Source organism: Polaromonas jejuensis NBRC 106434 (genome assembly GCF_001598235.1).
Lineage (GTDB): Bacteria > Pseudomonadota > Gammaproteobacteria > Burkholderiales > Burkholderiaceae_C > Polaromonas > Polaromonas jejuensis.
Genome location: NZ_BCYO01000037.1, coordinates 1 through 13767 on the forward strand (window position 1 = coordinate 1; position 13767 = coordinate 13767).

At 62.7% G+C, this 13767-nt stretch carries 13 protein-coding genes; 10 read left to right on the top strand and 3 right to left on the bottom strand.

The window, feature by feature from the left end:
• Positions 1-65: 65 nt before the first annotated feature.
• On the bottom strand, positions 66-3086 hold the full coding sequence (locus tag PJE01S_RS22155) for an Rne/Rng family ribonuclease (RefSeq protein WP_068835893.1): 3021 nt from the start codon (positions 3084-3086) through the stop codon (positions 66-68).
• 723 nt (positions 3087-3809) lie between these two features.
• Between PJE01S_RS22155 and PJE01S_RS22160 the strand changes: the two genes are divergently transcribed.
• Genes PJE01S_RS22160 through PJE01S_RS22175 form a run of 4 tightly spaced genes read left to right on the top strand, consistent with a single transcriptional unit; the run spans position 3810 to position 7079 of the window.
• Positions 3810-4877, top strand: coding sequence for an RluA family pseudouridine synthase (locus tag PJE01S_RS22160; protein WP_068835894.1), 1068 nt, complete (start codon positions 3810-3812; stop codon positions 4875-4877).
• A 39-nt stretch (positions 4878-4916) separates the two neighbouring features.
• Positions 4917-5576 (top strand): HAD family hydrolase, encoded by a 660-nt coding sequence (locus PJE01S_RS22165; protein WP_068835916.1) that lies wholly within the window; start codon positions 4917-4919, stop codon positions 5574-5576.
• Positions 5577-5609: 33 nt separating this feature from the next.
• Complete coding sequence (locus PJE01S_RS22170) at positions 5610-5975, top strand: Rieske (2Fe-2S) protein (protein ID WP_068835895.1); 366 nt, start codon at positions 5610-5612, stop codon at positions 5973-5975.
• A gap of 21 nt (positions 5976-5996) precedes the next feature.
• Positions 5997-7079 (top strand): S49 family peptidase, encoded by a 1083-nt coding sequence (locus PJE01S_RS22175; protein ID WP_068835896.1) that lies wholly within the window; start codon positions 5997-5999, stop codon positions 7077-7079.
• A gap of 49 nt (positions 7080-7128) precedes the next feature.
• Here PJE01S_RS22175 and PJE01S_RS22180 read toward each other — a convergent pair whose 3' ends face one another.
• The gene (locus tag PJE01S_RS22180) at positions 7129-7902 is read right to left on the bottom strand and encodes an SAM-dependent methyltransferase (RefSeq protein WP_068835897.1); all 774 of its coding nucleotides are present in this window, start codon (positions 7900-7902) and stop codon (positions 7129-7131) included.
• Positions 7899-8546, bottom strand: a complete 648-nt coding sequence (locus PJE01S_RS22185; RefSeq protein WP_068835898.1) for a Maf family protein — start codon at positions 8544-8546, stop codon at positions 7899-7901. The genes PJE01S_RS22180 and PJE01S_RS22185 overlap by 4 nt, the downstream gene beginning before the upstream one ends.
• A gap of 25 nt (positions 8547-8571) precedes the next feature.
• Here PJE01S_RS22185 and PJE01S_RS22190 point away from each other — a divergent pair, with 25 nt between their 5' ends.
• From PJE01S_RS22190 to PJE01S_RS22215, 6 genes are all read left to right on the top strand, one after another.
• A complete protein-coding gene (locus tag PJE01S_RS22190; protein ID WP_068835899.1) occupies positions 8572-9114 on the top strand; it encodes a YceD family protein in 543 nt (180 codons plus the stop codon).
• A 197-nt stretch (positions 9115-9311) separates the two neighbouring features.
• Complete coding sequence (rpmF, locus tag PJE01S_RS22195) at positions 9312-9494, top strand: 50S ribosomal protein L32 (protein ID WP_007873878.1); 183 nt, start codon at positions 9312-9314, stop codon at positions 9492-9494.
• An 85-nt stretch (positions 9495-9579) separates the two neighbouring features.
• Positions 9580-10692, top strand: a complete 1113-nt coding sequence (gene plsX, locus PJE01S_RS22200) for a phosphate acyltransferase PlsX (protein WP_068835900.1) — start codon at positions 9580-9582, stop codon at positions 10690-10692.
• Positions 10693-10695: 3 nt separating this feature from the next.
• On the top strand, positions 10696-11673 hold the full coding sequence (locus PJE01S_RS22205) for a beta-ketoacyl-ACP synthase III (protein WP_068835901.1): 978 nt from the start codon (positions 10696-10698) through the stop codon (positions 11671-11673).
• 48 nt (positions 11674-11721) lie between these two features.
• Complete coding sequence (locus PJE01S_RS22210) at positions 11722-13107, top strand: sialidase family protein (protein ID WP_245660928.1); 1386 nt, start codon at positions 11722-11724, stop codon at positions 13105-13107.
• Positions 13088-13738 (top strand): hypothetical protein, encoded by a 651-nt coding sequence (locus PJE01S_RS22215; protein ID WP_068835918.1) that lies wholly within the window; start codon positions 13088-13090, stop codon positions 13736-13738. The genes PJE01S_RS22210 and PJE01S_RS22215 overlap by 20 nt, the downstream gene beginning before the upstream one ends.
• The last annotated feature ends 29 nt before the right edge of the window (positions 13739-13767 follow it).

The following is a 13767-nucleotide window of genomic DNA, read 5'->3' on the forward strand; positions in this document are numbered from 1 at the left end:
AGCGCAAAGAAAAAGGCCCGCTTGGGCGGGCCTTTTTCAGGGGGAGCTATCTGCCGGTCTGGCGTTCAGTCAATCGACTTTTCAAAGGGCAGCGCCATGGCGCCCAGATCGCGCTTGGTCTCGACCAGCACCAGCGGGCCTTCATCCGACACGGCCAGCGGTGGACGCTCGCGCGGCACATGGATGGGCTTGATTTCGGCGGCGATGGCGGCTTTCGCCTCGGCAATCTTGGCGGCATCGGAGTTGACCCACTGCAGACCCGAAGCCTCGGCCACCTGGGCCAGGTCCTGCAAAGGCAAGTCGTAGGACTGAACCTTGGGCAGGGCGTTGGCCGCAACCGGAACCGCTGCTGGCGCCTGCACGGGGGCAGGGGCTGGCACGGCCGCTGCGAAGGCGGGCGCTGGGGCGGCCACAGGTGCTACAAATTCCGTAGCTGCTGGCGCACGTTCTTGCTGGGCTGGCGCCTGATTGGGCTCCGAAAACTCGGCGTTGACTTCGGCGGGCTGCCCGTTGCGCTCGCCGCGTTCACGGCGGTCGCGGCCATAACGGTCACGGGTGCGGCGTTCGCGGGGCTGGCGCTGCTCTTCGGCTTGGCCGTTCTGGGCCGCTGCCGGGGCGTTGCCGGCTTCGTCCAGCGTGGCAGCGGCCAGTGGCGCGGCTTCAGCGCTCAGGTTGCCGGCCAATGCCTCGGGAACTGCGCTCTGGTCCTCACTGCCTTCGGCGCGTTCGCCACGGCGGTCGTTGCGGCGGCCACTGCGCTCGCCACGCTCACCGCGTTCACGGCGGCCTTCGCCGCGTGCGCCTGGCTGGCGCTCGCCATCACGGCCGGCTTCCTGGGCGGGGCGTTCCTGGCGCGGTTCGGCGGCATCGCCACCCATGGCCGCGGCCATGGCGGCCTGGTTGGCGAGTGCGAGGTCCTGCTCGACAGCATCGCGCGGGATGTTGCGCTCAGCGCGCTCGCCACCGCGTTCACGGCGGTTGCGGCCTTCACGGCTTTCGGTGCGCGGCTGGCTCTCGTTACGGTCGGCGCGGGCCTCACCGGCAGGGCGTTCCTGGCGGCCGCCTTCGGCACGTCCCTCAGGACTGCGTTCACGGCGTTCACCGCCGCGACCGTCGCCACGTCCCTCAGTGCGGCCATCGGTGCGGCCTTCTGCCGGACGACCTTCCGGGCGACCCTCAGCACCACGGCCCTCGCCGCGGCTGCGGCCACCGCGCCGGCCATCCCGTCCGCCACGCTCGCCGCGCTCCGAACGTTCACCACGTCCGTCCGGGCGTGCCTCGCGTCGGCCTTCGCCGCGCTCGTCCTTTTTCACCTCCTGGGCGACAGGCGCTGCCGCCGGCGCTGGTGCGCCGCCAAACAGGGTCTTGATCCAGCCAAACAAGCCCTTTTCGGCCGGCGCTATTGCGGCGGGCGCAGAGGGCGCTGCCTTTTTGGTCGAGGCGGGTGCCACGGCTTCCGGCTTGGGCGGGGCTACAGGGGCCGGTGCATCGGGCAGCACGCCCTTGATGATGGGTTCCTGCTTGTTCTGCTTTTCCTGGCTGCGGCGGGTCACCGTGGTTGGATCTTCAACTTCTTCGGCCAGCTTGTAGCTGGCCTCGATGTTGTCCAGGCGCGGGTCGTCGTGTTTCAGGCGTTCCAGGCGGTAGTTGGGCGTTTCCAGGGTCTTGTTGGGCACCAGCAGCACGTTGATGCGCTGCTTGAGCTCGATCTTGCCGATTTCGGAGCGCTTTTCGTTGAGCAGGAAAGACGCCACATCCACAGGCACCTGGCACAGCACCGAGGCGGTGCTGTCCTTGAGGGACTCTTCCTGGATGATGCGCAGAATCTGCAGTGCCGAACTTTCGGTGTCCCGGATATGGCCGGAGCCGCCGCAGCGCGGGCAGGGAATCGAAGCGCCTTCGGACAGGGCAGGGCGCAGGCGCTGGCGGCTCATTTCCATCAGGCCGAACTTGCTGATGGTGCCGAACTGCACGCGGGCGCGGTCCTGCCGCAGGGCATCGCGCAGGCGGTTTTCCACATCGCGGCGGTTGCGCGACTCTTCCATGTCGATAAAGTCGATGACGATCAGGCCACCCAGGTCGCGCAGGCGCATCTGGCGCGCCACTTCGTCGGCGGCTTCCAGGTTGGTGCGGGTGGCGGTTTCCTCGATGTCGCCGCCCTTGATGGCGCGGGCCGAGTTGACGTCGACCGAGACCAGGGCCTCGGTATGGTCGATCACGATGGCGCCGCCGGAAGGCAGCTGCACAGTGCGGGCGTAGGCCGATTCGATCTGGTGTTCGATCTGGAAGCGGCTGAACAGCGGCGCGTCGTCGCGGTAGCGCTTGACGCGGTGCTCGTGCTCGGGCATCACGTGCGCCATGAACTGGCGCGCCTGTTCGTAGACGTCATCGGTGTCGAACAGGATGTCGCCGATGTCGCTGTTGAAGTAGTCGCGGATGGCGCGGATGACCAGGCTGGATTCCTGGTATATCAGGAAGGCGCCCTTGCCGCCCTTGGAGGCGCCGTCGATGGCATTCCACAACTTGAGCAGGTAGTTCAGGTCCCACTGCAGCTCGGGCGCGCTGCGGCCTATGCCGGCGGTGCGCGCGATGATGCTCATGCCGCCCGGGTATTCGAGCTGGTCCATGGCTTCCTTGAGCTCGGCCCGGTCATCGCCCTCGATACGGCGGCTCACGCCACCGCCGCGCGGGTTGTTGGGCATCAGCACCACATAGCGGCCGGCCAGCGACACAAAGGTCGTGAGGGCCGCGCCCTTGTTGCCGCGCTCTTCCTTTTCGACCTGGACCAGCAGTTCCTGGCCTTCGCGGATCACATCGTTGATGCGCGCCTGGCTGACCGGCACGCCCTGTGCAAAGTACTGCTTGGAGATTTCCTTGAACGGCAGAAAACCGTGGCGGTCTTCGCCGTAGTCGACAAAACAGGCTTCCAGCGAGGGCTCGACGCGGGTGACGACGGCCTTGTAGATGTTGCCCTTGCGCTGCTCGCGCCCTTCAATTTCAATTTCGTAGTCGAGGAGTTTTTGTCCGTCAACAATGGCCAGTCGGCGTTCTTCGGCCTGAGTGGCATTTACCAGCATCCGTTTCATGGCTAGCTTTCCTTTATCGTTCTTCGTTTCGATGTCTCGAATTTACAGGCCCGAAATGGGCCAACGACGCCAGGAAGACGCAATGCGAACGTGGGGAATTGCCGGAGAGCTTTTGACTGCACGCAGGCCGACTGAAAAATCAGTCAGCCAAGTGGTCTGGGCGTAGGCGCATGGATGGAGTGAGCAGGGGTCAAACAGGTGTGTGCTATTGAAATAATAGCTTCTTGCGCCCGCTGTACAAGGGCTGCAGGCTGATTTATGCCGAATGCAGGGCCCACGAATGTCGTGAAGCGCCGCAGGCATATATAAATCAGACTGACCAGTGTTGTCATCAGAGGGCTACCCGTTCAGGACTTGATCTCAGCTGGATCCGCATGCAGCCTGTTGTGCACGATTGGTTGCGTGACTTGGGCTGCACACATGGTATTCCGTAGTTGTGTTCGCAAAACGTCGACTCGTCTACCGTGCAAAACCCCCGCCGCGAGGTGCCTGGCACTCGTCGCTTGCGGGCAATTGCCGGCATGGCATCGACCTTCCAGCGCGGCTGTTTGTGCGCCTTTTCATCGGCACCGGACTCGTGTGGACTAAACTCCAGACAAATCAACTACTTACAGCACATCGCTAGTGAAACACATTATAGGGGCAGCTGCGGGCAAGGCAAGACGACCGGCGAATACGCCTGTTCGCAAGTCTGTTGCCGTCGCCAAACCCTCGCCCCAAGCCGTGACTGCCCCCCAAATCCCTTCGCAGGCCGCCCAGGTGCCCCAGGCCACGCTGGTGACGGTGGACGAAGATTACGCCGGCCAGCGACTCGACAATTTTCTGATCCGCCAGCTCAAGGGCGTGCCCAAAACCCATGTCTACCGCATCATCCGCAGCGGCGAGGTGCGCATCAACAAGGGCCGGGCGCAGGCCGATACCCGTGTGGAAACCGGGGATATCGTGCGCCTGCCGCCGGTGCGGACCTCGGAGCGGGCCGAGCAAAAAGCCCAGGCCATGGCCCAGGAAATTGCGCGGCACGGCGCCAGTTCCACCGTGGGCGGCTATGCGCCCTCGCGTGAATTTCCGATTCTCTTTGAGGATGATTTCGTGCTGGCCATAGACAAGCCTGCCGGCGTGGCCGTGCACGGCGGCAGCGGCGTGAGCTTTGGCGTCATCGAGCAGTTGCGCATGGCCAGGCCCGAGGCCGATTTTCTGGAGCTGGTGCACCGGCTGGACCGCGAGACCAGCGGCATTTTGCTGATTGCCAAGCGCCGCATGGCCCTGAAGCTGCTGCAGGAACAGTTCCGGGAGCGCGAAACCGACAAGGTCTACCTGGCGCTGGTCGGTGGCAACTGGCCGGCGAATCACCGCGTCATCGACAAGGCCCTGCACAAATACCTGTTGCCTGACGGCGAACGGCGGGTCAAGGTGGTGCCCAATGACCATCCCGACGGCATGCGCTCCGTCACGCTGGTGAAGGTCAAATCGGAATTTGCCGCCCATCCGGCGGCGCCCGCCACCCCGTTCACGCTGCTCGAAGTCACCATCAAGACCGGCCGCACGCACCAGATCCGGGTGCACCTGTCCCATGAAGGCCATCCGATTGCCGGGGATGACAAATACGGCGATTTTGAATTGAACAAGGCGCTGCAAAAATCCGGCACCGGCGCGGCGTCCCTGAAACGCATGTTTTTGCATGCCTGGAGCCTGAAGTTCAACCATCCCAAGACCCGGAAAACCATCCATCTGGAAGCGCCGCTGCCCGATGAGCTGCAGCAGTTTTTGCCCTCACGCCCGGAAAACGCCTGAGGCCCGGCAGTGGACATTCCGGCCGGCGACAATAGCCCGATGCACACCCGAAACTTTGACCTGATCGCCTTCGACTGGGATGGCACGCTGTTTGATTCGACCAAGATCATCGTGCGCTGCATCCAGGCCGCGGTGCGCGATGTGGGCGGCACGGTGCCCACCGACAAGGCCGCCGGCTATGTGATTGGGCTGGGCCTGATGCAGGCCCTGGCCCACGCCGCACCCGATGTGCCGCCGGAAAAATACCCCGAACTGGGCGCGCGCTACCGCTACCACTACATGACGCACCAAAGCGACATCATCCTGTTTGAGGGCGTGCTGCCGCTGCTCGATAGCCTCAAGGCGCGCGGCCATTGGCTGGCCGTGGCCACCGGCAAGTCGCGGCGCGGACTCGACGAGGCCTTGCAAAGCGCGGAACTCAAGGGCATTTTTGATGCCTCCCGCACCGCCGATGAGACGGCCGGCAAGCCCGATCCGCGCATGCTGCACGAGCTGATGGAGGAGTTTGGCGTTCCGCCGGACCGGGTATTGATGATTGGCGACACCACGCACGACCTGCAGATGGCGCTCAACGCGTCCTGCCCCAGCGTCGGCGTGAGCTACGGCGCCCATGAGCCCGACGATTTTGCGGCCCTGGCACCGCGCCATGTCGCCCATTCGGTGCGGGAACTGCATGACTGGCTGCTTGCCAACGCCTGACCAACCCGGGCACACGGCTTTTTTGTTTCAGCCATGAACGAATTGCTGCCTCTTTGCAATACCCGCGATCTGCGGGAGGGCGGGGAGGCTGTGCCCTTTGATGTCAACTATGCGGGCCAGACCTGCCGGGCCTTTGCCGTGCGCTACCAGGGCCAGCCCCATGCCTACCTGAACCGCTGCACGCATGTGGCGATGGAACTGGACTGGCAGCCCAACCGGGTGTTTGACGACAGTGGCGACTGGTTGCTGTGCGCCAGCCACGGTGCGGCTTACCGGCCCGATACCGGGCAATGCGCGGGGGGACCGTGCCACGGCGGCCTGATCAAAATCACGCTTTCGGAAAATAATGGTGTCGTTTATTGGCATTCGGCCTATAACCTCAAGCCGTTGGCGTTCTAATACCTCTCTAAACTAGCGACCATGAATGATCCCAACCGCCCCGGCAATACCGAGCCTTCTTTTGAGCCCCCCAAGGAACCGGGATTTCAGCCGCATCCGCCCGAGGCTTCCCTCAATCCGCCCAACCCGCCCCCTGAAATGACAGAAAAAAAACTGGCTGACACCGACCCTTCCAGCACGCCAGGCTGGGAGCGGGCCACGCTGGAGAAGCTGGCGTTTGCCGCACTCAATGAGCAAAAAGCCACGCGGCGCTGGAAAACCTTTGTGCGCCTGTCCTGGCTGGCCTTTTTCATCTTTCTCGTGTGGATGGCCCTGCACCGCGGCACGCCCACGAGCGATACGACCGTGCCGCACACGGCGGTGATCGAGATCAAGGGTGAAATCGCCGCGGGCGCCGATGCCAGTGCCGAGTTTGTCAATGCGGCGCTGCATGCGGCGTTTGAAGACGAAGGCTCCAAGGCCGTGGTGCTGCTGATCAACTCGCCCGGCGGCAGCCCGGTGCAGGCCGGCATGATGAATGACGAGATCCTGCGCCTGAAGGCCAAGTACAAAAAACCCGTCTATGCCGTGGTGGAGGAAACCTGTGCCTCGGCGGCTTATTACGTCGCCGTGGCGGCCGACAGGATTTACGTCGACAAGGCCAGTGTGGTGGGCAGCATTGGCGTGCTGATGGACGGATTCGGCTTTACCGGCCTGATGGAGAAGCTGGGCGTGGAGCGCCGGCTGCTGACCGCCGGTGAAAACAAGGGCTTTCTCGATCCCTTCACCCCGCAAAGCGAGAAGCAGCGTGCGTTCGCACAGGGCATGCTGGACCAGATTCACCAGCAGTTCATCGCGGTGGTGAAGGCCGGCCGCGGCAAGCGCCTGAAGGAAACGCCCGAGATGTTCAGCGGCCTGTTCTGGAGCGGCCAGCAGGCCGTGGAACTGGGTCTGGCCGACCAGCTGGGCAACCTGGATTACGTGGCGCGCGAAGTGGTCAAGACCGAGGAGATCATTGATTACACGCGCCGCGACAACGTGGCCGAGCGCCTGGCCAAGAAGTTTGGCGCGGCCATGGGTGAGGGCGCCATGAAGGCCTTCAAGGTGGTCCCTTCGATCCGCTAGGCGCTATCCATCCCATCAAAAAGCCCGCGGTCCGCGGGCTTTTTTTGTTTCAGCGGCCTATGCAAAAAACCGTGGGTAAATCCAGCGGCGCATCCGGCCGGTCGCGCTTCCAGGCGCTGGTTAGCGCGCTGCGCGACCAGCCATTGTCCATCGTCAGGCCGCAGCTCAGCGCCAGCCGGGTGTTTTGCTGCAGGGTTTGCAGCAGTGCCTGCAACAGGGCCGCGTTGCGATAAGGCGTTTCAATGAACAACTGGGTCTGGCCGGTTTTCAGGGCCAGTGATTCGAGTTCCCGGATGCGCTGGCTGCGCTCGCCGCCGTCTTGCGGCAAGTAGCCGACAAACGCAAAATTCTGGCCGTTCAGGCCGCTGGCCGCCAAGGCCAGCATCAGCGACATGGGGCCGGTCAGCGGCACCACCTGAAGGCCCAAGTCATGGGCGGCACGCACCACCGACGAACCCGGGTCGGCGATGGCGGGCATGCCGGCCTCGCTGACCAGGCCGATGTCCTGGCCTTTCAGGGCGGCAGCCAGCAGCGGCCGGGCATCGAAATTGCCGGCGTGGTCGCCTTTTTTGTGAACTTCTCGGGGTAGTTCCTGAATTTGTAGCGACTGAAGCACGGTTGATAAGGGCTGCAGCTCATTTATGCGCTTCAAATAGGCGCGCGTGCTTTTCGCGTTCTCGCAAATCCAGCTGGAGAGTTGGGCGGCGACTTTGATGGTCCGCAAAGGCATCACATCCTGAAGCGGGGCTTGCACGGCGCAGCCAAAATCCAGCGGTGCGGGCACCAGGTAGAGCTTGCCTTGGCTGTCCTGGGTGCTGCTCATGGCTTGTCCTTACGGCCTGCCAGCAGGGCGACGCCGGCTGCCTGAAGCATGTGGCAGGTACGGATCAGGGGTAGCCCGACCAGTGCGGTCGGATCGTCGTTGTCGATAGATGCCAGCAGCGCAATCCCCAGGCCTTCGCTCTTGGCGCTGCCGGCGCAATCATAGGGTTGCTCGGCGCGCAGGTAGTTCTCTATGTCTTCATCGCTCAGGTCGCGAAACTTCACCTTGACGGCGGCCAGATCGATTTGTTCAAAGCCGCTCTCCTGGCACACCACGGCCACTGCGGTCTGGAACACCACGGTCTGTCCCCGCATCTGGCGCAATTGGGCGCTGGCCCTTTCATGCGTGCCGGGTTTGCCCAGCGGCGCGCCGTTGAGGTCGGCCACCTGGTCGGAGCCAATGACCACGGCATGGGGAAACAGGCTGGCCACTGCGCGCGCCTTGGCCAGTGCCAGCCGCTCGGCCAGCCGGCGCGGGCTTTCACCGGGCAAGGGGCTTTCGTCGACATCGGGTGCTACGACGTCGAACGGGATTTGCAGGCGTTGCAGCAATTCGCGGCGGTAGCGTGAGGTCGAGCCGAGTACCAGAGGGCGGCTTGCGGGGGGGCGGGAGGCTGTGGCGGCGGGAGCGGATGCAGGGTTCATGCTCCGATTCTCTTACACTGCACGGATGTCCAGATCCCTACAAGCCAATCGGCTCAATATGCAGGCCTTCGCCCAGGATGGCGTGCCGCTCATCGAAACCACGTTGCTGCAAAATATGGAGCGCCTTGCGCAGGAAACGCAAGGGCTGCAGCCTGATTCTTCTGTAAGCTGGGAAGCCAGGGCCGAATTGCGGCCGCGCGCCGGCGCCGATGACGAGGTGTGGCTGCATTTGCAGGCCAGGACCTCGGTGCCACTGACCTGCCAGCGTTGCATGGGCGCGGTGGAGACGCCCCTGGAGGTGGACCAGTGGTATCGCTTTGTCAGCGACGAAGACATTGCCATGGCGGAAGACGACCAGTCCGAAGAAGACCTGCTGGTGATGGAGCCGCAATTTGATTTGCTCTCGGTACTGGAGGACGAGTTGCTGATGGCCTTGCCGCTGGTGCCCATGCATGACGAGTGCCCCGTCGCGCCTGTGCTGCGCGCGGGTGATTCCGAGATGGCGGGGGCGGCCGCCGGGAAGCCAAATCCCTTTGCCGTGCTGTCGCAGCTCAAAAAGAAAAAGTAATTATTTGGTACTAATTTTGAGTTCCAATGTGGCGTGCTTGCACGCCCATCGAGCCGGCAAATGGGCCTGGATGAAAAGTAAGCCGTATCAAGTTATAATCTAAGGCTTCGCGTACCAACGTAGTGAGACGGCCCCATACGGTCCTAGCTATGTGTAGTGCGTAATTTACCAACCCTACACCCCCTCAGGAGCGGAACATGGCCGTCCAGCAGAACAAAAAGTCACCTTCCAAGCGCGGTATGCACCGTTCGCACAATGCACTGACCGTGCCAGGTATCGCCGTGGAATCGACCACGGGCGAAACCCACCTGCGTCACCACATCAGCCCCACCGGTTTTTACCGTGGCCGCAAGGTGCTGAAAACCAAATCCGAAGCGTAACTTCACGCTTTGAGTACTGGCCCGCACTTGCCCTGCGGGCCTTTCTTTTGCCAAAAATTCCAATCTTGACTGCACCGGTCTTCTCATGATCAGGATCGCTGTCGACGCCATGGGGGGGGATGTCGGTCCCGCCGTTACCCTTCCAGCCAGCCTGGCATTTCTGGAGGGCCATCCTGATGCCTCGGTGGTGCTGGTCGGGCGGCCGGAGGTATTGGCGGCGCATCCCTTGCACGCCAGGCTGCAATCGCACGACCGCTGCCAGATCGTGGCCGCCAGCGAGATCGTCACCATGGACGATCCGATAGAAATCGCTTTGCGGCGCAAAAAGAATTCATCCATGCGCGTGGCGATGAATCAGGTCAAAGACGGTGTCGCCCAGGCGGCCGTGTCTGCCGGCAATACCGGCGCCCTGATGGCTATTGCGCGCTACGTGCTCAAAACCATGGACGGTATCGACAGGCCGGCCATTGCCACGCAGCTGCCGAATGCCGCCGGTGGTGCGACCACGGTGCTGGACCTCGGTGCCAATGTGGATTGCACGGAAGACCATTTGCTGCAGTTCGCCGTCATGGGTTCTGCGCTGGTGGCGTCCATTACGAACAATCCCGCACCCAGTGTCGGGCTGCTTAATATCGGCGAAGAAGCGATTAAAGGCAGCGAAGTCATAAAAAAAGCTGGTGAATTGCTGCGATCCGCCTCTAATTCCGGTGATTTAAATTTTTACGGGAATGTCGAGGGTAACGATATTTTCAAGGGCACCACAGATATCGTGGTGTGCGATGGCTTTGTGGGCAATGTGGCGCTCAAGGCCAGCGAGGGCTTGGCCAGCATGATCGGTGGTTTCATCAAGGCCGAGTTTTCCCGCAATATTTTTACGAAACTTGCTGCTATCGTTGCTTATCCTGTTTTAACTGCATTTAAAAACCGCGTTGATCATAGGCGTTACAACGGCGCTGCATTGCTCGGCCTGCAAGGGCTGGTTTTCAAAAGCCATGGTTCGGCGGATGCATTTGCTTTTGAGCGGGCGCTCAATCGGGCTTATGATGCGGCTCGGAACAACCTGCTTGAGAGAGTTCGCGAACGCATCGCCCATGCCGCCCCTTTGCTGGTGGCGGCGCGAGTAGCCCCTGTCACCGAAGGCGTGGCTGCAGTCTCTTCAATGCCAGTTGACTCAACAGCTTCAACAGCGGCACACTAATTAATGACCCGTTATTCACGCATTACCGGCACTGGTAGTTATTTGCCCCCGCGCCGATTGACCAACGCTGATCTGGCGGCCGAACTGGCCGCCAAGGGCGTTGAAACTTCCGATGAATGGATTGTGGAGCGCACCGGCATCCGGGCCAGGCACTTCGCCGCCCCCGACGTGACCAGCAGCGACCTGGGCATGGAGGCGGCCAAACAGGCGCTGGAGGCGGCCGGCCTGCAGGCGTCTGAGATCGACCTCATCATTGTGGCGACCTCCACGCCGGACATGGTGTTTCCATCGGCCGCCTGCATTTTGCAAAACAAGCTGGGCATTGCCGGTTGCCCGGCCTTTGACGTTCAGGCGGTTTGCAGCGGCTTTGTCTATGCGCTGACCGTGGCCGACGCCATGATCAAAACCGGTTCGGCCAGCAAGGCGCTGGTGATAGGCGCGGAAGTGTTTTCGCGCATTCTCGATTTTTCCGACCGGACCACCTGCGTGCTGTTCGGTGACGGCGCCGGTGCGGTGGTGCTGGAGGCTTCGGACACGCCGGGCATCCTCGCCAGCGACCTGCACGCCGATGGCAAGCATGTCGGCATCCTGTGCGTTCCCGGTAGCGTCTCGGGCGGCCAGGTCCTGGGCGATCCCCTTCTCAAAATGGATGGGCAGGCCGTGTTCAAGCTGGCCGTGGGGGTGCTCGAAAGCGCTGCCCGCGCCACGCTCTCCAAGGCGAACTTGACGGAAGCCGATATCGACTGGCTGATTCCGCACCAGGCCAATATCCGCATCATGCAGAGCACCGCCAAAAAATTGAAGATGCCATTTGAAAAAGTGATTGTCACGGTGGACGAGCATGGCAACACCTCGGCGGCGTCTATCCCTTTGGCGCTGGACGCGGCCGTGCGCAGCGGCAAAGTCAAAAAAGGCGACACCCTCATGCTCGAAGGCGTGGGCGGTGGTTTCACTTGGGGTGCGGTGCTTCTCAATTACTGAGATGACGGCCTCCATCCATCTGCCCGCCTCTCGCAGACAGGTGGCCGCTTGAGTCCCAAACGCTCAGGCATGACCGACGGCATGGGACGCTTTTCGGCGCTATTGCTGGTGCTTGCCTTTGCCCTGTCCGGCTGGAAAATTCTTGGGCGTGCGCCTGCCGCCAATTTTGCGAGCCTGCCCCCGCAGGTCGCAATGCCTGCCGGCATTCCGGCTGATGCGCCCAAAGTTACTTCAGCCAACAGTACGCAGCAACTGTCACCTGACGGCCGTTTCCGGTTTGATGCCGGATTTGTCTCCTCGGCGCCAGGCCAGGCGGTGCATGCCGCCTCCCTCGTCGAGTTGCGCGATGGTCGGCTGCGGGCGGTGTGGTTTTCCGGTTCGCGCGAAGGGGCGGGCGACGTAGCCGTCCGGACCGCGGTGATGGATGCCGCGACCCTGCGCTGGGGTGCGGAAAGCACGCTTTTCGACCGGCAAAAAACTCAGCACGGACTTTGGCGCTATGTCAAAAAACTGGGCAACCCGGTGATTGCCCGCGCGCCCGACGGATCGCTGGGCCTCTGGATGGTCAATGTTTCCCTGGGTGGCTGGGCGGGCAGTGCCATCACCTGGTCGCGATCCACGGATGAGGGCCTCAGCTGGAGCGAGCCCCGTCGACTGGTGACCTCGCCTTTTCTCAATATCAGCACCCTCGTCAAGGGGGCGCCTGTCGTCTATCAGAACGGCGAAATCGGCCTGCCGGTCTACCACGAATTCGTGACCAAATTTGCCGAAGTCCTGCGAATCAGCTCTGAAGGGCAGGTGATCGACAAGGTTCGCATTCCCGGCAGTCAGACCAGCCTGCAACCGGTGCTGCTGGTCGCCGGGCCGGAGCAGGCGCAGGTGTATATGCGCTCGGGCAATGCGCAAGCCCTGATGGCCTCCGCCACTGGCGATGCGGGCAAGAGCTGGTCGGAGGCCGCGCCAACCACCTGGCCCAATCCGGATTCAGCGCTGGCCGGCGTCGTGAGCCGCTCTGGCACGCAGTGGCTGGCCTTGAACCCCGCCCCCAGAAACCGTGAAACGCTGGCGCTGTTGTCTGCAAGCACAGGGGGCAGTTTCGATGGCATGCAGCCGTGGATCGTGGAGAAGTCCCCCACGCCCCAAGCACGCCTGTCCACGGGTGACTATGAGCGGATATTGAGCGGCGAACTCAGGGCCCGCGGGGCCAGCGAAACGCAAACTCAGGCCTATGTGGCGAGTGCCAAGCGCCAGCTGTGCGGCGCCGACAGCTGTTCGCAGGAGTTTTCCTACCCTTATCTGCTGCAAAGCCGCGATGGCTATATCCATCTGGTGTACACCTGGCACCGCACGCGTATCAAGCATGTGCGGTTCGATCCCCTCCAACATGTTCCGGCTGCTCCCGCAGTTTCCCCTCATGCTTCCGCCCCTCACTGATCTGGCGGCCCTGCTGGGCATTGATCTGGTGCTGTGCGCCGGGCTTTTGCGCCTGCTGGCTTGGCGACGGGATTTGGGTCAAGTCCGGCCCTGGGTCAAATGGGTCACTGCCGCCTGCTTTTTCCTTTTGTGGTGCCCGGTGGGCGCGGCCCGGTTGCCGCTGCTGGCCTATGTGCGCGGCATCAGTTCAGACCTGAGCATCACCCTGGTGGCGTTGGTCGGTCTGGGTTTGTGGGAGCGTTTGCGCGGGTCCCGCGCGATCGCTACGCGGGAATGGATGGCCTTGAATGGCGTGGTCGCCGCAGCGGCCTTGTTTTTATACCCGCTCGCGCTGGGCTGGGGTGACTGGGATGCCTACCGCGCGGGATGGGGCACATGGGGTTTGTGGTCGGCCCTGTTCGCAGTGTCTTTGATCTTCTGGCTCAAAGGCCTGCGGCTGTTGCCTATGCTGGTCGCCCTGGCCTTGCTGGCATGGACGGCCGGTTTGCTGGAATCCACCAATCTGTGGGACTATCTCATGGACCCGTGGCTGGCCATGGCGGCGCTTTTTCAGTGCGCCCAATTTGGCTGGCTGAAGTTGTGGGCCAGCGTTCGCCGGACGGCGGCGCACACGGCGGATATGTCGCGCTGATGTGCCCGCCGCCGATTCTGGAGTAGCCG